Source organism: Clostridium sp. LIBA-8841, from assembly GCF_034439435.1.
Taxonomy (GTDB): domain Bacteria; phylum Bacillota; class Clostridia; order Clostridiales; family Clostridiaceae; genus Sarcina.
On sequence record NZ_JAPCKJ010000006.1, the window covers coordinates 25,190 to 48,564 of the forward strand.

At 32.6% G+C, this 23,375-nt stretch carries 21 protein-coding genes, 1 tRNA gene and 1 other annotated feature; of the genes, 21 read left to right on the plus strand and 1 reads right to left on the minus strand.

The genetic code is table 11. The features are described 5' to 3' along the window. Position 1 precedes the first annotated feature (1 nt). A complete protein-coding gene (gene disA / locus OIF33_RS14525) occupies positions 2 to 1,066 on the plus strand; it encodes a DNA integrity scanning diadenylate cyclase DisA (protein ID WP_322504970.1) in 1,065 nt (354 codons plus the stop codon). Between the two features lie 36 nt (positions 1,067 to 1,102). On the opposite strand, the gene OIF33_RS14530 is transcribed toward disA, so the two are convergent. Next, the gene (locus tag OIF33_RS14530) at positions 1,103 to 1,504 is read right to left on the minus strand and encodes a DUF1573 domain-containing protein (RefSeq protein ID WP_322504971.1); all 402 of its coding nucleotides are present in this window, start codon (positions 1,502 to 1,504) and stop codon (positions 1,103 to 1,105) included. Between the two features lie 312 nt (positions 1,505 to 1,816). Between OIF33_RS14530 and OIF33_RS14535 the strand changes: the two genes are divergently transcribed. The 20 genes from OIF33_RS14535 (at position 1,817) to rpoC (ending at position 23,326) form a co-directional block, all read left to right on the plus strand. Next, positions 1,817 to 2,923 (plus strand): PIN/TRAM domain-containing protein, encoded by a 1,107-nt coding sequence (locus OIF33_RS14535; protein WP_322504972.1) that lies wholly within the window; start codon positions 1,817 to 1,819, stop codon positions 2,921 to 2,923. Between the two features lie 14 nt (positions 2,924 to 2,937). Then, positions 2,938 to 3,615 (plus strand): 2-C-methyl-D-erythritol 4-phosphate cytidylyltransferase, encoded by a 678-nt coding sequence (ispD, locus tag OIF33_RS14540; protein WP_322504973.1) that lies wholly within the window; start codon positions 2,938 to 2,940, stop codon positions 3,613 to 3,615. 359 nt (positions 3,616 to 3,974) lie between these two features. Continuing rightward, on the plus strand, positions 3,975 to 5,687 hold the full coding sequence (locus OIF33_RS14545; protein WP_322504974.1) for a proline--tRNA ligase: 1,713 nt from the start codon (positions 3,975 to 3,977) through the stop codon (positions 5,685 to 5,687). 107 nt (positions 5,688 to 5,794) lie between these two features. Next, positions 5,795 to 7,192, plus strand: coding sequence for a cysteine--tRNA ligase (gene cysS / locus OIF33_RS14550; RefSeq protein ID WP_322505129.1), 1,398 nt, complete (start codon positions 5,795 to 5,797; stop codon positions 7,190 to 7,192). Positions 7,193 to 7,421: 229 nt separating this feature from the next. Next, positions 7,422 to 7,832, plus strand: coding sequence for a Mini-ribonuclease 3 (locus OIF33_RS14555; RefSeq protein WP_322504975.1), 411 nt, complete (start codon positions 7,422 to 7,424; stop codon positions 7,830 to 7,832). A gap of 15 nt (positions 7,833 to 7,847) precedes the next feature. Next, on the plus strand, positions 7,848 to 8,585 hold the full coding sequence (gene thyX, locus OIF33_RS14560) for an FAD-dependent thymidylate synthase (RefSeq protein WP_322504976.1): 738 nt from the start codon (positions 7,848 to 7,850) through the stop codon (positions 8,583 to 8,585). Positions 8,586 to 8,607: 22 nt separating this feature from the next. After that, complete coding sequence (gene rlmB / locus OIF33_RS14565; protein WP_322504977.1) at positions 8,608 to 9,477, plus strand: 23S rRNA (guanosine(2251)-2'-O)-methyltransferase RlmB; 870 nt, start codon at positions 8,608 to 8,610, stop codon at positions 9,475 to 9,477. Between the two features lie 15 nt (positions 9,478 to 9,492). After that, positions 9,493 to 10,002 (plus strand): NYN domain-containing protein, encoded by a 510-nt coding sequence (locus tag OIF33_RS14570; RefSeq protein WP_322504978.1) that lies wholly within the window; start codon positions 9,493 to 9,495, stop codon positions 10,000 to 10,002. 81 nt (positions 10,003 to 10,083) lie between these two features. Continuing rightward, positions 10,084 to 10,731 carry an RNA polymerase sporulation sigma factor SigH gene (gene sigH, locus OIF33_RS14575; RefSeq protein ID WP_322504979.1) on the plus strand — a complete coding sequence of 216 codons (648 nt, stop codon included), beginning with the start codon at positions 10,084 to 10,086 and terminating at the stop codon, positions 10,729 to 10,731. Positions 10,732 to 10,813: 82 nt separating this feature from the next. Next, positions 10,814 to 10,889, plus strand: a tRNA-Thr gene (locus tag OIF33_RS14580). A gap of 66 nt (positions 10,890 to 10,955) precedes the next feature. After that, positions 10,956 to 12,149 (plus strand): elongation factor Tu, encoded by a 1,194-nt coding sequence (gene tuf, locus OIF33_RS14585; protein WP_322504980.1) that lies wholly within the window; start codon positions 10,956 to 10,958, stop codon positions 12,147 to 12,149. Between the two features lie 182 nt (positions 12,150 to 12,331). Then, positions 12,332 to 12,481 carry a 50S ribosomal protein L33 gene (gene rpmG, locus OIF33_RS14590; RefSeq protein WP_003482374.1) on the plus strand — a complete coding sequence of 50 codons (150 nt, stop codon included), beginning with the start codon at positions 12,332 to 12,334 and terminating at the stop codon, positions 12,479 to 12,481. Between the two features lie 51 nt (positions 12,482 to 12,532). Next, positions 12,533 to 12,757 carry a preprotein translocase subunit SecE gene (gene secE / locus OIF33_RS14595; protein WP_322504981.1) on the plus strand — a complete coding sequence of 75 codons (225 nt, stop codon included), beginning with the start codon at positions 12,533 to 12,535 and terminating at the stop codon, positions 12,755 to 12,757. 38 nt (positions 12,758 to 12,795) lie between these two features. After that, positions 12,796 to 13,317: a transcription termination/antitermination protein NusG gene (nusG, locus tag OIF33_RS14600; RefSeq protein ID WP_322504982.1), complete on the plus strand. Its 522-nt coding sequence runs from the start codon at positions 12,796 to 12,798 to the stop codon at positions 13,315 to 13,317. A 74-nt stretch (positions 13,318 to 13,391) separates the two neighbouring features. Beyond that, entirely contained in the window at positions 13,392 to 13,817 is a 426-nt protein-coding gene (gene rplK / locus OIF33_RS14605; RefSeq protein ID WP_003452181.1) for a 50S ribosomal protein L11, read from the plus strand. A 57-nt stretch (positions 13,818 to 13,874) separates the two neighbouring features. Beyond that, on the plus strand, positions 13,875 to 14,564 hold the full coding sequence (gene rplA / locus OIF33_RS14610) for a 50S ribosomal protein L1 (RefSeq protein WP_322504983.1): 690 nt from the start codon (positions 13,875 to 13,877) through the stop codon (positions 14,562 to 14,564). A gap of 56 nt (positions 14,565 to 14,620) precedes the next feature. Beyond that, positions 14,621 to 14,747: a sequence feature (ribosomal protein L10 leader region), on the plus strand. A gap of 32 nt (positions 14,748 to 14,779) precedes the next feature. Beyond that, positions 14,780 to 15,280 carry a 50S ribosomal protein L10 gene (gene rplJ, locus OIF33_RS14615; protein WP_322504984.1) on the plus strand — a complete coding sequence of 167 codons (501 nt, stop codon included), beginning with the start codon at positions 14,780 to 14,782 and terminating at the stop codon, positions 15,278 to 15,280. Positions 15,281 to 15,337: 57 nt separating this feature from the next. After that, a complete protein-coding gene (gene rplL, locus OIF33_RS14620; RefSeq protein ID WP_003452170.1) occupies positions 15,338 to 15,703 on the plus strand; it encodes a 50S ribosomal protein L7/L12 in 366 nt (121 codons plus the stop codon). A 305-nt stretch (positions 15,704 to 16,008) separates the two neighbouring features. After that, positions 16,009 to 19,710, plus strand: a complete 3,702-nt coding sequence (gene rpoB, locus OIF33_RS14625; protein ID WP_322504985.1) for a DNA-directed RNA polymerase subunit beta — start codon at positions 16,009 to 16,011, stop codon at positions 19,708 to 19,710. 79 nt (positions 19,711 to 19,789) lie between these two features. Beyond that, positions 19,790 to 23,326, plus strand: a complete 3,537-nt coding sequence (gene rpoC / locus OIF33_RS14630; protein ID WP_322504986.1) for a DNA-directed RNA polymerase subunit beta' — start codon at positions 19,790 to 19,792, stop codon at positions 23,324 to 23,326. The last annotated feature ends 49 nt before the right edge of the window (positions 23,327 to 23,375 follow it).

Here is a 23,375-nt window from a genome sequence, read left to right on the forward strand (position 1 = left end):
AATGAGAACTGTACATGATGATGATTTAAAGAAAATATTAAAGATAATGAGTCCAGGTACTTCTTTACGAGAAGGGTTAGACAATATACTTAGAGCCAAAACTGGTGGACTTATAGTTTTAGGAGATAATGAAGAAATATTAGATTTAGTAGATGGTGGTTTTAATATAAATTCTGAGTATAGTCCAGCGTATATATATGAGCTTGCTAAAATGGATGGAGCATTAGTACTGAGTTCAGATAGAAAAAGGATACTTTATGCTAATGCCCAGCTTATGCCAAATCAATCTATAAGTACCTTTGAAACTGGAACAAGACATAGAACTGCTCAAAGGGTTGCTAAGCAAACTAATAAAATAGCAATAGCAATATCACAAAGAAGAAATATAATCACTGTTTATAAAGGTGATATAAAGTATGTATTAAGAGATAGCGCAGTTATATTAGGTAAAGCAAATCAAGCTATACAAACACTAGAAAAGTATGTAGCCGTTCTTGAAAGAGTAACAAACAATCTAAATATACTTGAATTTCAAGACTTAGCAACGCTTTTTGATGTAACTACAGCTATACAAAGAACAGAAATGGTAATGAGAATAGTTGAAGAAATAGAAGGGTATATCATTGAATTAGGTAATGAAGGAAGACTTATTTCTATGCAGTTAAATGAATTAGTAAGAAGTATAGAACAAGATGGGGTTCTTCTAATAAGAGACTATTGTTATGATAAAATGGAATATAGAGATGTTTACAAAGAAATTCAAGAGTTATCATCGGAAGATTTACTAGATTTAGATATAATAGCAAAAGAATTAGGTTATGTAGGAAAATCTTTAATTGACACATTAGTGTCACCTAGAGGGTATAGAATATCTAATAAGGTACCAAGAATACCATCAAATGTAATAGAAAACCTAGTAGGACATTTCGGAAAGCTTAAGTATATTCTTGAAGCTGGCAATGAAGATTTAGATCAGGTAGAAGGAATTGGAGAAGCTAGAGCTAGGGCAATAAAAAATGGATTAAGAAGAATAAGAGAACAAGTTGCTTTGAATAAAAATTTATAAAAAGAAGTGCCATATAAATATGGCACTTAATATTTATTATCTGAAAGTAAATTTACCTAAGGTATCCATTTTATTATATTCTTTTAATAAGATATCAAATAGGTTTAAATCCAATGCATTGCATAGTGATGTTAAATAGAAGAGATTGTTTCCAAGTTCACGTTCTATAACTTCTCTACAATTTTCACATAAGCTTCCTTTTAAATGAGAGCTTAGGCATGGGTTTAGTTCATCTAAGGATAGGTCATCATCCTTTAGCATACTTTGTTTTTTAGCACAAATCTCTATGCAGCCACAATTCGTAACGGCTTTACATATAGCTCTGTTTGCTCTTGATTGTGATTCTTGATATTTGCTTAATATATCTAAGATGCTTTTGTGTCTAAGTAAAGAATTATTAACGCTATTTTGAAAATCGTCAAAAATTACGTCCTTCATAGTGTTTCACTCCTTATATACTAATCTTTGACCCTATAGTAATTATAGAATTTTTTGGTTATATTTGTCAAATGATTTAGGTTGCAAAACTAAATATATGTTAAAAACTAATTAGCTTGTTAACTTGACTATAATATAAATCAAATTACAAAAGATTTATAGGGGGTAATTTTTTAATTATAATATTTAAAGAGTATTTTGTAAGTATTAAAGAGGTTTAATATGGTATAATTAAGAAAATATATTATAAATATTTTACAACTATGAATGATAAAAACTAAACATGTCAATAATTATATAGGAGGTGAGTTTGTGATAAAGAAAATTTTTAGAGTAATTTTTACTATTTTAGGATTATTGATAGGATTTGTTTTAGCAGATGCAATAAGAAAGAGTGCTATAGGCAGAGAATATCTAACAAACATTTTTTTACAGGTATCATTTTATGTAATTTTAATTGCTATTTTTGGAATCATTTTATTTATTCTTTCTCCTTTTATTTATAAAGCTATAAGAAAGTTTATAACTTTTATAGAAAAAGGTATATCTAAATTATCACCAAGCGAAATAATATTTGGGGCTTTAGGAGCTATAGTCGCATTAATATTAGCTTTAGTAATAACGTTGCCATTAAGTACATTCTTAAGTGGTTTAAATGATATGTTAGGCCCTATTGTATCAATAGTTATAAATATAATTGCAATGATTATTGGAGCAGATATAGCTGTTAAAAAGAGAGATGATATTTTAGGCTATTTCGAGAATTTAAAAAAGAATCAATCTAAGGATAAGAAGACAAAAAATACTACAAATAAAAAAATTGGGGCTACACCAAAGGTTCTAGATACATCTGTAATAATTGATGGTAGAATATTTGATTTATGCCAAACAGGTTTTATAGAAGGTTCTTTAGTAATACCAACTTTTGTACTTGATGAGTTAAGACATATATCAGATTGTTCAGACTCCTTAAAGAGAACAAGAGGAAGAAGAGGATTAGATATATTAAATAAAATTCAAAAAGAACTTCCAATAGAAGTTGACATGTGGGAAGGTGATTTCCCAGAAATTGCAGAAGTTGATATTAAGCTTTTAAAATTAGCACAAAAATTAAACGGAAAAGTTGTAACAAATGATTATAACTTAAATAAAGTGGCAGAGTTCCAAGGTGTACCAGTACTAAATATAAATGAATTAGCAAATGCAATTAAGCCAGTAGTGTTACCAGGAGAAGAGATGACCCTTACTGTAGTGAAGGATGGAAAAGAATCTGGACAAGGGGTTGCCTATCTTGATGATGGTACTATGATTGTTGTAGAAGGTGGAAGAAAGTACATGGGAAAAGAAATAACAGTAATTGTTACATCAGTACTTCAAACTGCAGCAGGTAGAATGATATTTGCTAAATCTAAGTCTTAAAAGGATATTCAATTATGGGAAAAGTAGTTAGTATAGTATTAGCAGGTGGAAAAGGAAAAAGAATGGGTGCTGATGTTAGTAAGCAATTCATTGAAATAAATGGAAAGCCTATAATATATTACACTTTAAAAGCTTTTGAGGAATGTACGGAAATTGATGAAATAATACTTGTTCTTCCTAAAGATGAAATAGATTATTTTCAAACTAGAATAGAATCTAGATTTGATTTTAAAATATCTAAAATTGTAGAGGGTGGAAAAGAAAGACAGGATTCAGTTTATAATGCATTAAATGTCCTAGAAGATTGTGATGTAGTTTTAATACATGATGGAGCAAGAGCTTTTGTAAGTAAAAAAATAATAGAAGATGGAATAAAGTATGCTAAGGAATTTGGAGCAGCAGCTCCAGGAGTTATGCCTAAAGATACAATAAAAGTTAAAAATTTAGAAGGATTCTCAATAAATACACTAGATAGATCATCTTTAGTAGCTGTTCAAACCCCTCAATGCTTTAAATACGATTTAATAAAAAAGGGGCATGATAAAGTTAAAGATGAAAAGATTCCAGTTACAGATGATACCATGATAGCGGAACTTTTAGGAGAAAAAGTTTATCTTTTTGAGGGTGACTATAAAAATATAAAAGTAACAACCCCAGAAGATTTAATATTAGCAGAAAATTTAGTAAAGTAAGAATCACAAGATACAGACAGTATATTGACATGTTATTTTTATAAGGATATAATTTTATAAGATTTAAGAAAATTTAATAGTTGTAAAGACTGTGAAAAAGATTAGTAGAAACGCTTATACAGAGAGAAAATACTAGGCTGAGAGATTTTCAATATGTTTTGAACCTACTTTGGAGTCGTAGCAAAAAACTAACCGGGTTTAATACCGTTAACAATGAAGAGAGTACAAATTTAGGTGGTACCGCGAAATACAAGCTCGCCCTAATGTTTTTTTAGGGTAGAGCTTTTTTATTTTTTTAAATGAATTTAATTAATTAAAATATTAAGATTAAATAACAGCTTATGAGGAGGTAATATACTATGAAAATGTCAAATATGTTAGTAGGAACTTTAAGAGAAGTTCCAGCTGAAGCAGAAATAGCAAGTCACAAACTTATGCTTAGAGCAGGTCTTATGAGAAAGATGGCTGCAGGTATTTATAACTATATGCCTTTAGGATTAAAAGTTATAGAAAATGTTAAAAATATTGTAAGAGAAGAAATGAATAATGCAGGTGCTCAAGAGTTCTTAGCATCAGCTTTAATACCATCTGAGTTATGGCAAGAATCAGGAAGATGGGATGCTTACGGAGCAGAAATGTTTAGATTAAAAGATAGACATAACAGAGATTTTTGCTTAGGACCAACTCACGAAGAAGTATTTACTGATATCGTTAGAAATGAAATAAAATCATATAAGCAATTACCATTAAATCTATACCAAATACAAACTAAGTATAGAGATGAAAGAAGACCAAGATTTGGAGTTATGAGATCAAGAGAATTCATAATGAAAGATGGATATAGCTTTGACAAAGACCAAGAAGGATTAGATTTAGCATATGAAAAAATGAGAAAAGCATATGTTAATATATTTAATAGATGTGGATTAGATGCTAAGGCAGTTGCAGCTGATTCAGGAGCTATAGGTGGATCTGGTTCAGCAGAGTTTATGGTTAAATCAGAGGTTGGAGAAGATGATGTAGTATTCTGTACAGCTTGTGATTATGCAGCTAATATAGAAAAAGCTCCATCAACACCAGAACATGCAGAAAAAGAAGAATTAATAGAAGTAGAAAAAGTTGAGACTCCAGCTGTTAAATCAATTGAAGATTTAGCAAACTTCTTTGAATGTTCACCAAAGAAAATAGCAAAAACTTTAATATTCCAAGCAGATGATAAGGTTGTTGCTGTTGTATTAAGAGGAGATAGAGAAGCTAATGAAGTTAAAATAGCTAATGCTGTTGGAGAAGTTACAGAATTAGAAATGGCTAGTGAAGAGGCTGTTAAAGAAGCTACAGGGGCTGCTGTTGGATTTGCTGGTCCTATAGGAATAAAAGTAGATATGTTATTAGTTGACCAAGAAGTAGCTAATATGTATAACTTTATAATTGGTGCTAATGAAACAGATATGCACTTAAAGAATGTAAACTATGGAAGAGACTTTGAAGGAATAGTTGGAGATTTCAGAAACGTTACTGTAGGAGAAAAATGTCCTGAGTGTGGAAAAGAAATAACTATTTCAAGAGGTACTGAGGTTGGACACATATTCAAACTTGGAACTAAGTATTCAGAATCTATGGGTGCAACATTTATTGATGAAGATGGAAAAGCTAAACCATTTATAATGGGATGCTATGGAATTGGTGTTACAAGAACTGTAGCTTCAATAATAGAGCAACATAATGACGAAAACGGAATAATCTGGCCATTAGAAGTAGCTCCATACCATGTATCAGTTATACCAGCTAACGTTAAAAATGAAGAACAAGCAACTAAAGCTGAAGAAATATATAATGAATTAAGAAAAATGGGAGTTGAAGCTCTACTTGATGATAGAAAAGAAAGAGCGGGAGTTAAATTCAAAGACTCTGAATTAATAGGAATTCCAATGAGAATAACTGTTGGAAAAATGATTGGTGAAGGTCAAGTTGAATTTAAACTTAGAAATGGTGGAGAAGTAGAGACTTTAACTATAGATGAAGTTTATAATAGAGTAAGAGAAGAGTTTGAAAAGGCTAATTTAAGTTTATAATTTATAAGATTAACAGAATTGTATATAATTAGAATATAATATAGAACTCACCTTATTTTAGAATAAGGTGAGTTACTAATAATATAAGGTAGGAGGGTCAAATAGTGATTAAGGTTTATAATACTTTAAACAAGAAAAAAGAAGAATTCATTCCTTTAACTCCAGGAGAAGTTAAAATGTATGTTTGTGGTCCTACTGTGTACAACTTTTTTCATATAGGAAATGGTAGAACTTTTATAGTTTTTGATACTATAAGAAGATATTTTGAGTACAGAGGATTTAAAGTTGATTTTGTTCAAAACTTTACAGATATAGATGACAAGATGATTAAAAAAGCCAATGAAGAAGAAACAACTGTAAAGAAGATTGGAGATACTTACATAAAAGAGTATTACCAAGATGCAGATGCGTTAAATATAGAAAGAGCTACAGTTAATCCAAGAGCTACAGAGTTTATTGGAGATATAATAAAGTTTGTTAAAGGATTAGTTGATAAAGGATATGCTTATGAAGTTGATGGAGATGTTTATTTCTCAACTAAGAAGTTTGAAGGATATGGAAAGTTATCAGGACAGAACATAGAAGATCTTCAATCAGGTGCTAGAATAAGTATTGATGAAAGAAAAAAAGATCCAATGGACTTTGCTATATGGAAAGCACAAAAACCAGGTGAGCCTGCTTGGAACAGTCCATGGGGAATGGGAAGACCAGGATGGCATATAGAATGTTCATGCATGGCTAAAAAATTACTAGGTGAAACTATAGATATTCATGCTGGTGGATCAGATTTAAAATTCCCTCATCATGAAAATGAAATAGCACAAAGTGAAGCTTTAACAGGTGAACCTTTTGCAAGATATTGGTTACATTCAGCTTTTGTTAATGTAAACAATGAAAAAATGTCAAAATCATTAAATAACTTCTTTACTGCAAGAGAGATATTAGAAAAATATGATGCTGATGTTATAAGATTCTTAATGTTATCAGCACACTATAGACAACAACTTAACTTTAGTGAAGATTTATTAGAATCAGCTAAGGCTTCAGTTGAAAGAATATACAATGCTATAGGAAACTTAGAGAATTTAATAGATGAAGTTTCTAGAGAAGAAATGAATGAAGAAGAAAAAGCTTACTTAGATTCATTAAATAAATATAAAGAAAAATATATTGAAAAAATGGACGATGATTTCAACACAGCTGATGCTATAACAGCTATATTTGATTTAATAAAAGACACTAATACAAATATAACAATTGATTCATCAAAAGAGTTAGCTCAAAAAGCTTTAGATTTAATAAGAGAATTAGGAGCTCCACTAGGAATGTTCCAAAAGTCAACTAAAGGAAACTTAGAAGAAGAAATCGAAACTTTAATAGCTCAAAGACAACAAGCTAGAAAAGATAGAGATTTTGCTTTAGCTGATAAAATAAGAGATGATTTAAAAGATAGAGGAATTGTCTTAGAAGATACTCCTCAAGGTGTTAGATGGAAGATGATATAATGTAGATAATAAACTTGCAAAGGAGGTTTCTTTTGCAAGTTATTATTTTAAAGAATTTTATTTAATAACTATTAAATATTTTATTTCTAATTCTATAATTTTAAGAAAGCTAAATTTAATTATATTAAAATCTTTGATTGAATTAGACCTAAATTTGTAGTTTAATAGTTTTAACTAAATAAATTCTATATAATTTTTAGATTAAGCTCAAACAAAAGGAGATAAGATATTGAAGAATTTATTATACAGAGAGTTTTCAGAAAGTGAAGCTAGAATGTTAAACCCGCTTCAATTAGCTTTAATAGGAGATGGAGTTTACGAAGTTTTTATAAGAAACTATATATTAAGTGAAAATGCAGGCTTATCAGCTCATAAAATACATGTTAAGGCTATACAATATGTAAAAGCTAAGGCTCAAAGTGACATAATAAACGCTTTAGAAGATGAGTTAAATGAGGAAGAACTTTATATCTATAAAAGAGGTAGGAACGCTAAGTCAGCAACTGTACCTAAAAATGCAAATGTTAGAGATTATAGAAATGCAACAGGTTTTGAAGCTTTAGTAGGTTATTTATATCTTACTGGCAAAGAAGAAAGATTAAATGAGTTCTTATTAAAATGTATAGGAGTACACATTTAGAGGGGAGAATTATTAATGTTAAAAGTTAAGTTATTACAATATACACCTGAACCAGAAAAGACAATAGCAGCAGCGGCTAAATTATGCTATAGTCCTGTAGGGGTTGATGATATATTAGGAAATTTAACTGATGAAGGAGCAGAGAAGTTTTTAAATATGCTTATGTCATATGGCCATATGTCACCAATAGAGCATGTTTCCTTTACTTTTGCTGTAGAAGGAGTTTCAAGAAGCTTAACTCATCAGTTAGTTAGACATAGAATAGCATCTTACTCACAACAATCTCAAAGATATGTTAAGTTAGATCAGTTTGAATACATAGTGCCACCAGCTATAGAGGAAGATGAGGTAGCTAAAAAGGTTTTTATTGATCAAATGAATGGAGCACAAAAAGCATATGATGAGATAGTTGAAAGATTAAAAACTAAATATATTAGCAAAGGTATGGGAGAAAAATCTGCTGAGAAAAAGGCTATAGAAGATGCAAGATATGTATTTCCAAATGCTTGTGAAACAAAAATTGTATTTACTATGAATGCTAGAAGTTTAATGAATTTTTTCCATCATAGATGTTGTGATAGAGCACAATGGGAAATAAGAAATATGGCTGAACAAATGGTTCATGAAGTTAAAAAAGTTGCACCAATATTGTTTAAAAACGCAGGTCCAAGTTGTGTAGCAGGTCCATGTCCTGAAGGAAAAATGTGCTGTGGAAAGCTTAAAGAGATGAGAGAATTATATCTTGGTAAATAGAAAATTTTAAGGAGAGAACAAAATGACAAAGTCAGAAAATAAATATAAACAATTAACTCGTAAGCAAAAGTATGCTTTAGAAAGAGAACAAAGATCAAGAGAAGAAAAATATGCTAGAAATAATAGAAGTTTCGTTGAAGAAGAAGTTAAAGTAAGAGAAGATTTAGTAGAAGGAAGAAATGCTGTTATAGAATTATTAAAGTCAGATAAGACTATAGAGCAAATATTTATAGCTAATGGAAAAATGGAAGGTTCAATAAACAAAATTTTAGGATTAGCTAAAGAAAAGAAAATAGTTGTAAAAGAAGTTGATAGAAAGAAGCTTGACCTAATGAGTGAAACTAAAGCTCATCAAGGGATAATAGCACAAATAACTCCTTTTAAATATAGTACTGTTGAAGATATATTAGATTTAGCTAAGAGTAAAAATGAAGATCCATTCATAGTTATTTTAGATGAGTTAGAAGATCCTCATAATTTAGGATCAATAGTAAGGACAGCAGAATTATGTGGTGCTCATGGTATTATAATTCCAAAGAGAAGAAATGTTGGAGTAACTGGAACTGTTTATAAAGCTTCTGTGGGAGCTATTGAGCATATGAAAATAGCAAAAGTTACTAATATAAACAATGCTATTGAAGAATTAAAGGCTAATAATGTATGGATATATGGAGCTGATATAGCTGGAGAAGAGTACAGTTATGAAACAAACTTCAAAGGAGCTTGTGGAATAATTATAGGTAGTGAAGGTAGAGGAATGTCTAATCTAACTAAAAAGAAATGCGATAAATTAGTTAAAATACCAATGGTTGGAAAAATTAATTCTTTAAATGCTTCAGTTGCAGGTGGTATAATGATGTATGAGGTATTAAAATCAAGAATAATAAAGTAGAAAAAGAGTGATAAAATGAGAGTTATATTTATAGATGGTTATAATGTTATAAATAGTTGGCCTAATTTAAAAAAGTCAAAAAATTATAGCTATGACATAGCAAGAACAGAGCTTACAGAAATGCTTGAAAACTATGCTGCTTTTAACTCTTGTAGAATTTATTTGGTTTTTGATGCACATAAGGTTGCTGGGAATATAGAGAGTAAAGAGGTATCTGGAAATATAATTACTGTCTTTACAAAAGAAGGCGAAATTGCTGATGCATATATTGAGAGAATGGTAGATGAATTAGGAAGAAAGGTTGAAGTTATTGTTGTAACCTCAGATAGATTAGAACAACAAACTATCTTCCAAAGAGGGGCTGTCAGAATGTCATCTATTGAATTCTACAATGAAGTATTAAAAGTTCAGGATAACATTAGAAAAAAGGCAGAAAAAAATAAATCTGAAATAGGTAAAAACTTTTTAGGAGATACCTTAGAGGAAAGTGTATTAGAAAAATTAGAAAAAATGAGAAGAGGGTAATATTGACTAAGTAAAATATAAATCTTATAATTTATTTGTAATTTATTGGATATAAGGTTTCTATCTGGGGGTGTAGAGAATATGGGGATTACTTATGATTTAGCTAAAATTGATAATTGCGAAGAATTTAAAGATCTAACAGATAAAGAAATTGTTATACTAGCTAAGAATGGTGAAAATAGGGCTCAAGAATATATAATAAGTAAGTATGAGCAGTTTGTAAGAGCTAAATCTAAATCATATTTTCTTATAGGAGCAGATAAAGAGGATATATACCAAGAGGGAATGATTGGATTATATAAAGCTATAAGAGACTTTAATCCAGAAAAATTTGCGTCATTTAAAAGTTTTGCGGAACTTTGTGTTACTAGACAAATAATAACTGCAATAAAAACAGCAACAAGGCAAAAACATATCCCGCTTAATACGTATATCTCTCTAAGCAAACCTATTTATGAAGAGGAATCTGATAGAACTCTTTTAGATACTGTTGTGGGAATAACAATTACAGATCCTGAATCATTGATCATAGGTAAGGAAGAGGTTGAAAAAATAGAAAGTGCAATAAATAGTGTGCTTTCAGAATTAGAATTAGAAGTGTTACATTCTTATTTAGATGGTAAATCATATCAGGAAATTGCTTGTGATTTAGATAGAGAAGCTAAATCTATAGATAATGCACTACAACGTGTAAAAAGAAAGCTTGAAAAATGTTTAAACATTAAATAATGCAATTTTTTAAAAGTATTGACAAAGAATTTTATTAGTAGTAAAATTTTTATGGCATAGGTAAATTAAATGAATGTAAGGTGCTCACGTAGCTCAGTCGGCAGAGCGTCGCCTTGGTAAGGCGGAGGTCGTCGGTTCAATCCCGATCGTGAGCTCCAATCCAAAATAAGGAAAATACAACACGCTAGGTAGAGTTTATTTGAATTTTAAAGGAGGAATTTGCAATGTCAAAAGCAAAATTTGAAAGAAGCAAACCACACGTTAACATTGGAACAATCGGTCACGTAGACCACGGTAAAACAACTTTAACAGCAGCTATAACAACAGTTTTAGCACAAGCTGGTGGAGCAGAAGCATTCAAATACGATGAAATAGATAAAGCTCCAGAAGAAAAAGAAAGAGGAATCACAATCAACACAGCTCACGTTGAGTACGAAACAGCTAATAGACACTACGCTCACGTTGACTGCCCAGGACATGCTGACTATGTTAAAAACATGATCACAGGAGCAGCTCAAATGGACGGAGCTATCTTAGTTTGTTCAGCAGCTGATGGTCCAATGCCTCAAACAAGAGAGCATATCCTATTATCATCAAGAGTTGGAGTTGACCACATCGTAGTATTCTTAAACAAAGCAGATATGGTTGACGACGAAGAATTATTAGAATTAGTTGAAATGGAAGTTAGAGAGTTATTAAGCGAGTACAACTTCCCAGGAGATGACATTCCAGTAATCAAAGGATCAGCTTTAGTAGCATTAGAAAACCCAACTGACGAAGCTGCAACAGCTTGTATCAGAGAGTTAATGGAAGCAGTTGATACTTACATCCCAACACCAGAAAGAGCAACAGATAAGCCATTCTTAATGCCAGTAGAGGACGTATTCACAATCACTGGTAGAGGAACAGTTGCAACAGGAAGAGTTGAAAGAGGAGTTCTACATGTAGGAGACGAAGTAGAAGTAATCGGATTAACTGAAGAAAGAAGAAAAACTGTTGTAACAGGAATCGAAATGTTCAGAAAGTTATTAGATGAAGCACAAGCTGGAGATAACATCGGAGCATTATTAAGAGGTATCCAAAGAACTGACATCGAAAGAGGTCAAGTTTTAGCTCAAACTGGAACAATCAACCCACATAAAAAATTCGTAGGTCAAGTATACGTACTTAAAAAAGAAGAAGGTGGAAGACATACTCCATTCTTCGATGGATATAGACCACAATTCTACTTCAGAACAACAGACGTTACAGGATCAATCAAATTACCAGACGGAATGGAAATGGTTATGCCTGGAGACCACATCGATATGGAAGTTGAATTAATCACTGAAATCGCTATGGATGAAGGATTAAGATTCGCTATCAGAGAAGGTGGAAGAACTGTAGGTTCAGGAGTTGTTACTTCAATAATCGAGTAGTTTTAAGCAAAACAACATATAGTTTATCATAATAAGGACTGGGTTAAATAACCTAGTCCTTTACATAGCCAACGTTTGTTGACACTTGTGTATATTTATGATAATGTATTTTAGTAATAAACTAGCAGTGTATTGGTAGATAGAACTACTTTTAATATACAACAAAACTGGAGGTGCTGAACGTGAGAGTAAAAGTAACTTTAGCATGTACTGAGTGCAAGCAAAGAAACTACAACACTATGAAAAACAAGAAAAACGATCCTAATAGAATAGAGATGAAAAAATACTGCAAGTTCTGTAAGACTCATACTCTTCACAGAGAAACTAAGTAGTGTTTTGAATGAAAAAATTCTAATACATTATGGTGTTAAGGATGTGAATTTATGGCTGCAAAGCAAAATGTAAATGAAAAAAGCAGAGGCTTTGGAATAACAAAGTTCTTTAGAGGGGTTAAGGCAGAAATCAAAAGAATAACTTGGCCACCAAAAGAAGAAGCTAAAAAGGCCATTATTGCAGTAATAATATTTACTGTAATATCTATTGCCCTAATAGGTGCAATGGATTTTGTATTTAAGAACCTCTTTGAGTTAGTGTTTGGACTTAAATAATATAAGGGAGGTTTGGTGATTTTATTCACCGGTATAATATGAGTGATAGAGCTAGATGGTACGTAGTACACACATATTCAGGATACGAAAACAAAGTTAAAGCAAATCTTGAGAAGACTATAGAGAACAGAAACTTAGAATCTTTGATCTTAGACATTCAAGTTCCAATGGAAGAATGTGCAGAAGAGAAAGATGGTAAGATAAAAGTTACTTTAAAGAAAAAATTCCCAGGATATGTTATAGTAAACATGGTTATGACAGACGAATCTTGGTATGTCGTAAGAAATACAAGAGGAGTAACTGGCTTTGTAGGTCCAGGGTCAAAACCTGTACCGCTTACCGATGAAGAGGTAGATTCTATGGGAGTAATGAAAACTGCTATGGATATTGACTTGGAGGTAGGAGAAACTATAAACATTATTTCAGGAGCTTTAAGTGGCTTTGCTGCTATAATCCAAGAAATAAATGTTGAAAAAGGCAAAATTAAAGCCTTAGTAGATATGTTCGGTAGAGAAACTCTTGCTGAACTAGATTTTAATCAAGTAGAAAAATTAGATTAAAAATCAGACTAACGTCTCGATCAAGTGGGAGGGCGGAAGTCCGATAATTACCACAGTATAGGAGGAATAAACTCATGGCTAAGAAAGTAACAGGAATGATAAAACTTCAACTTCCTGCAGGAAAAGCAACACCAGCACCACCAGTAGGACCAGCTTTAGGTCAACACGGTGTAAACATAATGGGATTCTGTAAAGAATTCAACGCAAAGACTGCTGATAAAGCTGGCTTAATAATACCAGTTGTAATAACTGTATATCAAGACAGATCATTCAGCTTCATACTAAAAACTCCACCAGCTGCAGTTCTTATAAAGAAAGAATTAGGCTTAGAAAGTGGATCAGGTGTTCCAAACAGAACTAAAGTTGGAAACATCACTAAAGAGCAAATAAGAAAAATTGCTGAATTAAAAATGCCAGACTTAAATGCTGCAACAATCGAAACTGCAATGAGCATGATCGAAGGTACTGCTAGAAGTATGGGTGTAGTAGTAGTAGAATAATTTATTCAAATCGGTGGGAGGTAAAAACCGCTAATACCACAAAGGAGGATTATATTAATGGGAAAGAAATATATTGAAAGTTCAAAATTAATAGATAAAAATGCATTATATACTCCAGCAGAAGCTTTAGAGCTTGCTGTTAAAACTGCAAAAGCTAAATTCGATGAAACTATCGAATTACACGTAAGATTAGGTGTAGACCCAAGACATGCTGACCAACAAGTTAGAGGAGCTGTTGTTCTTCCACACGGAACTGGTAAAGATGTTAAAGTTTTAGTTTTCGCTAAAGGTGAGAAAGCTAAAGAAGCAGAAGCTGCAGGAGCAGATTTCGTTGGAGCTGACGAATTAGTGCAAAAAATACAAGGTGAAAACTGGTTCGATTACGATGTAGTAGTTGCTACTCCAGATATGATGGGTGTAGTTGGTAGATTAGGTAGAGTATTAGGACCTAAAGGTTTAATGCCAAACCCAAAATCAGGAACAGTTACATTTGACGTAGCTAATGCTATAAAAGAAATAAAAGCAGGTAAAGTTGAATATAGAGTAGATAAGACTGCTATAGTTCACTGTCCAATAGGAAAGAAATCTTTCGGAACTGAGAAGTTAGTTGAAAACTTCACAGCTTTAATGGATGCTTTAGTAAAAGCTAAACCAGCTGCTGCTAAAGGACAATACTTAAAATCAGTTTCAGTTTCAGCTACTATGGGACCTGGAGCTAAAGTTAATCCAGCTAAAACTTTAGATTAATTTTAATAAAATGCTTGACATAAGATTAAGCTCATGTTAAAATAATTTTTGTTGAAAAAAGTGAATGAAAGTTTCCGTAGACAGTAGGTACCGTAAGGTATAACGTAGAACAACCTACCGAGGGCAATTATAGTGTATATAATAGTCTTCCTATGTCTACGGGAAGACTTTTCTTATTATATAAAGCAGTTAAAAACTGTGAGGAGGTGGACACAGTGAACAAAAACAGACAATTAAAAGAAGCTAAAGTTGCAGAAATCAAAGAGAAATTAGAAAAAGCTCAATCAGTTGTACTTGCTAGCTACCAAGGTTTAACAGTAGAACAAGATACAAACTTAAGAAAGAACTTAAGAGAAGCAGGAATTGAGTACAAAGTTTACAAAAACACACTAGTTACTCTAGCTGCAAAAGAATTAGGTTTTGATGGAATAGTTGAATACTTAGAAGGTCCAGTTTCAATAGCTTTCGGTTACGAAGATGCTACTGCTCCAGCTAGAATACTTAACGATTTCGCTAAGGAAAACAAAAAGCTTGAGTTAAAAGCTGCTATAGTAGAAGGAACAGTTTATAATAAAGAAGAAACTGAGCAACTTGCTGCTATACCTTCAAGAGAAGTTTTACTTGCAAAACTTCTTGGAAGTATCAAATCACCAGTATCAAACTTTGCATATTTATTAAGTGCAATTGCAGACAAGAAAGAAGAATCTGCTGAATAATTTATAAAAATAAAAGAAACTTAAAAAAACAGGAAAGAAATTTCGGAGGTGCGAATCATGACAAAAGAGCAAATCATAGAAGCTATAAAAGAAATGAGTGTTTTAGAATTAAACGAGTTAGTTAAAGCTTGTGAAGAAGAATTCGGAGTAAGCGCTGCTGCTCCAGTTGCTGTTGTAGGCGGAGCTGCTGCAGGTGCTGCTGCAGAAGAAAAATCAGAGTTTGACGTAGTATTAACTAATGCTGGTGCAAACAAAATAAAAGTAATCAAAGCAGTTAGAGAATTAACTGGATTAGGATTAAAAGAAGCTAAAGAAATAGTTGATGGAGCTCCTAAAACATTAAAAGAAGCTGTAGCTAAAGAAGAAGCTGAAGACATGAAAGCTAAATTAGCTGAAGTTGGAGCTGAAGTAGAGCTTAAGTAATTAAAGCTTAATTTTAAAATATTAAAAGAGGTACTGAGTAGTGCCTCTTTTTTTTAGCTCAAGAGATTGAGGGTTAAAAAATAATTTAAAGTAAATTTTTTAAGAATATTGACAATGGGTATTGCCTATGATACCATAAGTAAATGTACTATTGTGTAATAGTATAAAGTTGAATATGAATTTTATGTATACTACAGAAAAAAATGGGTATACTAAAAAGATGATATTGTATGTAATCCGAAAGCGTAGGTCCTTAGGGAAAGTATGCTTTTGGCTATTTTAGTTTATACAAGGGGTGAAAGTTGATGGTACATCCTGTCCAAGTTGGAAAAAGAACGAGAATGAGCTTTGCAAAAGTCAAAGACGTGGCTGAAATGCCAAACCTAATTGAAATTCAATTAGATTCTTACAAATGGTTTTTAGATGCAGGACTTTATGAAGTTTTTGATGATATTAATCCTATCTCAAACTTTACTGGAAATCTTGTGCTTGAGTTTGTAGGTTACACTCTAGACATGGATAACATAAAATATTCAGTTGAAGAGTGCAAAGAAAGAGACACTACTTATGCTGCACCGCTAAAAGTAGCTGTAAGACTTCAAAACAAAGAGACTGGAGAAATAAAAGAACAAGAGGTATTTATGGGAGATTTCCCATTAATGACAGAGCAAGGAACTTTTATAATTAATGGTGCCGAAAGAGTTATTGTTTCTCAGTTAGTAAGATCACCAGGAGTTTACTATAATTATAATGTAGATAAAACTGGTAAAAAGCTGTTTTCAGCAACAGTTATACCTAACAGAGGTGCATGGTTAGAGTATGAAACAGATTCAAATGATGTTATCTATGTAAGAATAGATAAAACAAGAAAACTTCCTATAAGTATATTAGGAAGAGCTATGGGCTTTGGAAGTGACCAAGAACTTTTAGAGTACTTTGGTGAAGAAGAAAGATTCAAAGCTACAATAGAAAAAGATAATACTAAGACTAAGGAAGAAGCATTACTAGAAATCTATAAGAGATTAAGACCAGGTGAACCACCTACAGTTGATAGTGCTGTTAGTTTAATAGATTCTTTATTCTTCGACGCTAAGAGATACGACTTATCAAGAGTTGGTAGATACAAGTTTAATAAAAAACTTGCAATTGGTTTAAGAATAGCTAACCAAATAGCAGCAGAAGACATAGTAGATAGATTAACTGGTGAAGTTTTAGTTTCAAAAGGTGAAAAAATATCAAGAACTAAAGCTGAAGAGATCCAAAATAGAGGAATAAATTCAGTAGATGTTTTAGTTGAAGACAGAGTAATTAGAGTTATAGGTAATCACTTTGTAGATATACATAAGTGTGTGGACTTTGATATATCAGATTTAAATATCAGAGAATTAGTTCACTATCCAACATTAAGAGAAATCTTAGATAACTATTCTGATGAAGAAACTATAAAAGAAGAAATCAAAAAGAATATGACAAGACTTATTCCTAAACACATCATCAAAGATGATATATTTGCTACAATAAGTTACCAAATAGGATTAGCTTATAACATTGGATATATTGATGATATAGATCACTTAGGAAACAGAAGATTAAGAAGTGTTGGAGAGCTTTTACAAAACCAATTCAGAATTGGTTTATCAAGAATGGAAAGAGTAGTTAAAGAGAGAATGACTATTCAAGACCAAGAAGCTATTACACCACAACAATTAATCAATATAAGACCTGTAGCAGCAGCTATAAAAGAATTCTTTGGTAGTTCACAGTTATCACAGTTCATGGATCAAACAAACCCATTATCTGAGTTAACTCACAAGAGAAGATTATCAGCTCTTGGACCAGGAGGTCTTTCAAGAGAAAGAGCTGGTTTCGAAGTTAGAGACGTTCACCACTCTCATTATGGTAGAATGTGTCCTATCGAGACTCCAGAGGGACCAAACATAGGTCTTATAAACTCATTAGCTACTTATGCTAAGGTTAATGAGTATGGATTTATCGAAACTCCTTATAGAGTTGTTGATAAAGAAGAAGGAAGAGTAACAGGTGAAATAAGATATTTCACAGCTGATGAGGAAGACCAATACCTAGTAGCTCAGGCTAATGAGCCATTAGACGAAAATGGATGCTTTATAGATAAGAAAGTAACTGTTAGAGATAAAGGTGAGGTATTAGTAGTTCCAAATAAAGATGTTGACTTAATGGACGTTTCTCCAAGACAGTTAGTATCTGTTGCAACAGCAATGATACCTTTCTTAGAGAACGATGACGCATCAAGAGCTCTAATGGGATCAAACATGCAACGTCAGGCAGTTCCATTATTAAAACCATATGCTCCAATAGTTGGTACTGGAATAGAGTACAAAGCAGCTGTAGACTCAGGAGTTCTTCCAAAGGCTAAAAATGCTGGTGAAGTAGTTTATGTAAGTGCTAATGAAGTAAGAGTTAAAAGAGAATTAGATGGTGGTGTTGATACTTATAGACTTCTTAAATTCAAGAGAAGTAACCAAGGTACTTGTATAAACCAAAGACCAATAGTGGCTAAAGGTGATTGGGTACTTAAAGGTGAAGTATTAGCAGATGGACCTTCAACTGATTTAGGAGAAATAGCTTTAGGTAAAAACATAAGAATGGGATTCATTACTTGGGAAGGATATAACTACGAGGATGCTATGCTTATCTCAGAAGAGTTAGTGAGAGAAGACGTATTTACATCAATCCACATAGAAGAGTATGAATGTGAAGCTAGAGATACTAAGTTAGGACCTGAAGAAATAACTAGAGATATTCCAAACGTAAGTGAGGATGCTTTAAAAGATATAGATGAAAGAGGTATAATCAGAATCGGTGCTGAGGTAAGATCAGGAGATATTCTTGTAGGAAAAGTAACACCTAAAGGAGAAACTGAACTTACTGCTGAGGAAAGATTATTAAGAGCTATCTTTGGTGAGAAAGCTAGAGAAGTAAGAGATACTTCTTTAAGAGTTCCACACGGGGAAGCCGGTATAATAGTTGATGTAAAAGTATTTACAAGAGAAAATGGAGATGATTTATCACCAGGAGTTAATGAACTTGTAAGATGTTATATTGCTCAAAAGAGAAAGATATCTGTTGGAGATAAGATGGCAGGTCGTCATGGTAATAAAGGGGTTATCTCAAGAGTATTACCAGAAGAAGATATGCCATTCTTACCAGATGGTAGACCACTTCAAATATGCTTAAATCCACTAGGGGTTCCATCACGTATGAACATCGGTCAGGTACTAGAGGTTCACTTAGGATGGGCTGCAAGTGCTTTAGGATGGCACATTGCAACACCTGTTTTTGATGGTGCAACAGAAAGTGATATAGAAGACTGCTTAGAAAAAGCTGGTTACAACAGAAATGGAAAAACAGTTTTAAGAGATGGTAGAACTGGTGAAGAGTTTGATAACACAGTAACTGTTGGTATCATGTACATCTTAAAACTTGCTCACTTAGTTGATGATAAGATCCATGCTAGATCAACAGGACCTTACTCATTAGTAACTCAACAGCCACTTGGTGGTAAGGCACAATTCGGAGGACAAAGATTCGGAGAGATGGAGGTTTGGGCATTAGAAGCATATGGTGCAGCTCATACTCTTCAAGAAATACTTACTGTTAAGTCAGATGACGTTGTAGGTAGAGTTAAAACTTACGAAGCTATTGTTAAAGGTGAAAATATTCCTGAACCAGGAGTGCCAGAATCATTTAAGGTTCTTATTAAAGAACTTCAAGCTTTATGCTTAGATGTTAAAGTCTTAAATGACAACAATCAAGAGGTTAAATTCAAAGAATTAGCTGAAGAAGATGAGGAAATCGAAGTGTTAGAAGTTAACATGGAGGGTACTGAAGATTCAACAGAAGAAACTAAGGAAGAAAAAGGGGAAGCATACATCCCAGCAGAAGAAATTGAAGAAGAAATAGACTACGAAAACATAGACCTATTAGACTTCACAAGTGATTTAGACATAGAAGATGATTTTAACTAGGATATAAAGTGTTCCCTTACTCACACGAGTAAGGGGATATTTAAAAATTCACATTAAACTATGAAGGGAGGACACACCCTTGTTCGAATTAAATAATTTTGATGCTTTACAAATCGGGTTAGCATCTCCAGAACAAATTAGAGAGTGGTCTAGAGGAGAAGTAAAGAAACCTGAAACTATTAATTATAGAACATTAAAACCTGAGAGAGACGGATTATTCTGTGAAAGAATATTCGGACCTATAAAAGACTGGGAATGTCACTGTGGAAAATACAAAAGAGTTAGATATAAAGGTATTGTATGTGACAGATGTGGTGTTGAAGTAACTAAATCTAAAGTTAGAAGAGAGAGAATGGCTCATATTGAATTAGCTGCGCCTGTATCTCATATATGGTATTTCAAAGGAATACCTTCAAGAATGGGATTAATTCTTGATATGTCACCAAGAGCTTTAGAGAAAGTTCTATATTTTGCATCATATATAGTTATCGACCCAAAAGAAACTTCATTATTAAAGAAACAACTTCTTAATGAAAAAGAATATAGAGAAGCGTGTGACAAATATGGAGAAGAAAGCTTTGTAGCTGGAATGGGTGCAGAAGCTGTTAAAACTTTATTATCAGAAATAGATTTAGAGAGAACTGCTGCTGAACTTAAAGAAGAATTAAAGCAAAGCACAGGTCAGAAAAAAGTTAGAATAATAAGAAGATTAGAAGTTGTAGAATCATTCAAATCATCAGGAAATAAACCTGAGTGGATGGTAGTTGATGTAATACCAGTTATACCACCTGATTTAAGACCAATGGTTCAATTAGATGGAGGTAGATTTGCTACTTCAGATTTAAATGATTTATACAGAAGAGTTATAAATAGAAACAATAGACTTAAGAAGTTATTAGACCTTGGAGCTCCTGACATAATAGTTAGAAACGAAAAAAGAATGCTTCAAGAAGCTGTAGATGCTTTAATAGATAACGGTAGAAGAGGGAGACCAGTTACTGGTCCTGGAAACAGACCTCTTAAATCATTATCAGATATGCTTAAAGGTAAGCAAGGAAGATTCAGACAAAACCTTCTTGGTAAGAGGGTTGACTATTCAGGAAGATCAGTTATCGTTGTTGGACCAGAATTAAAAATGTATCAATGTGGTCTTCCAAAGGAAATGGCTTTAGAGCTATTCAAACCTTTTGTTATGAAAAAGTTAGTTGAAGACGGAGTTGCTCATAACATAAAGAGTGCTAAGAGAATGGTTGAAAGAGTAATGCCACAAGTCTGGGATGTACTTGAAGAAGTTATTGCAGATCATCCAGTATTACTAAACAGAGCACCTACTCTACATAGATTAGGTATTCAAGCATTCCAACCAGTATTAGTTGAAGGTAGAGCTATAAAACTTCATCCACTTGTTTGTACAGCATACAACGCTGACTTCGATGGAGACCAGATGGCTGTTCACGTACCTTTATCAGTTGAAGCACAAGCTGAGGCTAGATTCTTAATGCTTGCTGCAGGTAATATAATGAAACCTTCTGATGGTAGACCAGTTTGTGTACCTACTCAGGATATGGTTCTAGGTTCATATTACTTAACAATGGATAAAGATGGTGCTAAAGGTGAAGGAAAATACTTCTCATCATTTGATGAAGTAATAATGGCATATCAATTAAAAGAAGTTGATGTTCATGCTAAGATCAATGTGAAAGTTTCTAAGGAAATAAACGGAGAAATTAAGTCAGGAATAATCAAAACAACTCCAGGATTTATAATTTTCAATGAATGTATACCTCAAGATTTAGGGTTCGTTAATAGAGAAAATCCTGAAGAAATGTTTAATTTAGAAATAGACTTCTTAATAACTAAAAAGTCATTAGGAAAAATAATAGATAAATGTTACTTAAAGCATGGTCCAACTAAGACTTCAATAATGCTTGATAACATAAAAGCAACAGGATATCATTATTCATCAATCGGAGCTGTTACAGTAGCTGCTTCAGATATGATAGTTCCTCAAAAGAAATATGAACTATTAAAAGAAGCTGATGAAACTGTAGATAAGATCGAAAAAATGTATAGAAGAGGTCTTATATCTGAAGATGAAAGATATGAAAGAGTTATAGAAAAATGGACTGAGACTACTGAAGAAGTTGCAGATACATTGATGAATAGTTTGGATAAATTTAACCCAATATTCATGATGGCAGATTCAGGAGCCAGAGGATCTAAGTCACAGATTAAACAGTTAGCTGGTATGAGAGGACTTATGGCGAGTCCATCAGGTAAAATCATCGAGTTACCAATCAGAGCATCATTCAGAGAAGGTCTTGATGTATTAGAATACTTTATATCTACTCACGGAGCTAGAAAAGGTAACGCCGATACAGCACTTAAAACTGCTGACTCAGGTTACTTAACAAGAAGACTTGTTGACGTAAGCCAAGATGTTATAGTAAGAGAGCATGATTGTGGAACTCAAAATGGTATTTACGTTGAAGAAATAAAAGAAGGTTCAGAAGTAGTTGAACAATTAGCTGAAAGATTAACAGGAAGATATACTGCTGAAGATGTTTTCCATCCAGAAACTGGAGAGCTTTTAGCTGCAAAAGATACTTATATGGATCCAATTTTAGCGGAAAAAATAGCTGATACTGGAATTCAAAAAGTAAAAATAAGATCAGTATTTACATGTGATTCTAAGGTTGGGGTATGTACTAAGTGTTATGGTATGAACATGGCAACATCATATAAAATTAATATTGGTGAAGCTGTTGGTATCGTAGCTGCTCAATCAATCGGAGAACCAGGAACACAGCTTACAATGAGAACATTCCATACAGGTGGAGTTGCGGGAGCCGATATAACTCAAGGTCTTCCAAGGGTTGAAGAGTTATTCGAAGCAAGAAAACCAAAAGGGTTAGCAATTGTAAGTGAAGTTGCAGGTACTGTAAGAATAGAAGAAACTAAGAAGAAGAGAACAGTCTATGTTGTTACTGATTCAGGAGAAGAATATAGCTACGATATACCATTTGGATCAAGATTAAAAGTTAAAGATGGTATAGCTATAGGAGCTGGAGATGAAATAACAGAAGGTTCAGTTAATCCACATGATATCATGAGCATTAAAGGTGTTGATGGTGCAAGAGAGTACTTACTTTCAGAAGTTCAAAAAGTTTATAGACTTCAAGGGGTTGATATCAACGATAAGCACTTAGAAGTTGTTGTTAGACAAATGACTAGAAAGGTTAAGATAACTGAGCAAGGTGATACTAATTTATTACCAGGTGTAATGATTGATATATTCGATTTCAGAGCTGAAAATGAAAGAGTTGAAAGTTTTGGAGGAGAAAAAGCTCAAGGAGATATAGTTCTTCTTGGTATTACTAAAGCAGCTCTTGCTACAGATAGTTTCTTATCAGCAGCATCATTCCAAGAAACAACAAGAGTTCTTACTGATGCAGCAATTAAAGGAAAGATTGATCCTCTTGTTGGATTAAAAGAAAATGTTATAATTGGTAAGTTAATTCCAGCAGGTACAGGTATGATGAAATACAGATCATTAAAATTAAATACTGAAAATAATAATCAAGAAGCTGAAACAATAATTGAGATTGAAGAATAAGATTAATTTTGTTGACAGTAGTATTCTTAGATGATAAAATACAGTTTGT

Coding starts and splice junctions, on each gene's coding strand:
- sigH (WP_322504979.1), top strand. CDS start 10,084: ATGGGGATTACTTATGATTTAGCTAAAATTGATAATTGCGAAGAATTT.
- disA (WP_322504970.1), top strand. CDS start 2: ATGAGAACTGTACATGATGATGATTTAAAGAAAATATTAAAGATAATG.
- rplA (WP_322504983.1), top strand. CDS start 13,875: ATGGGAAAGAAATATATTGAAAGTTCAAAATTAATAGATAAAAATGCA.
- OIF33_RS14545 (WP_322504974.1), top strand. CDS start 3,975: ATGAAAATGTCAAATATGTTAGTAGGAACTTTAAGAGAAGTTCCAGCT.
- nusG (WP_322504982.1), top strand. CDS start 12,796: ATGAGTGATAGAGCTAGATGGTACGTAGTACACACATATTCAGGATAC.
- OIF33_RS14570 (WP_322504978.1), top strand. CDS start 9,493: ATGAGAGTTATATTTATAGATGGTTATAATGTTATAAATAGTTGGCCT.
- secE (WP_322504981.1), top strand. CDS start 12,533: ATGGCTGCAAAGCAAAATGTAAATGAAAAAAGCAGAGGCTTTGGAATA.
- thyX (WP_322504976.1), top strand. CDS start 7,848: ATGTTAAAAGTTAAGTTATTACAATATACACCTGAACCAGAAAAGACA.
- rplL (WP_003452170.1), top strand. CDS start 15,338: ATGACAAAAGAGCAAATCATAGAAGCTATAAAAGAAATGAGTGTTTTA.
- rlmB (WP_322504977.1), top strand. CDS start 8,608: ATGACAAAGTCAGAAAATAAATATAAACAATTAACTCGTAAGCAAAAG.
- ispD (WP_322504973.1), top strand. CDS start 2,938: ATGGGAAAAGTAGTTAGTATAGTATTAGCAGGTGGAAAAGGAAAAAGA.
- rpoB (WP_322504985.1), top strand. CDS start 16,009: ATGGTACATCCTGTCCAAGTTGGAAAAAGAACGAGAATGAGCTTTGCA.
- tuf (WP_322504980.1), top strand. CDS start 10,956: ATGTCAAAAGCAAAATTTGAAAGAAGCAAACCACACGTTAACATTGGA.
- rplK (WP_003452181.1), top strand. CDS start 13,392: ATGGCTAAGAAAGTAACAGGAATGATAAAACTTCAACTTCCTGCAGGA.
- OIF33_RS14530 (WP_322504971.1), bottom strand. CDS start 1,504: ATGAAGGACGTAATTTTTGACGATTTTCAAAATAGCGTTAATAATTCT.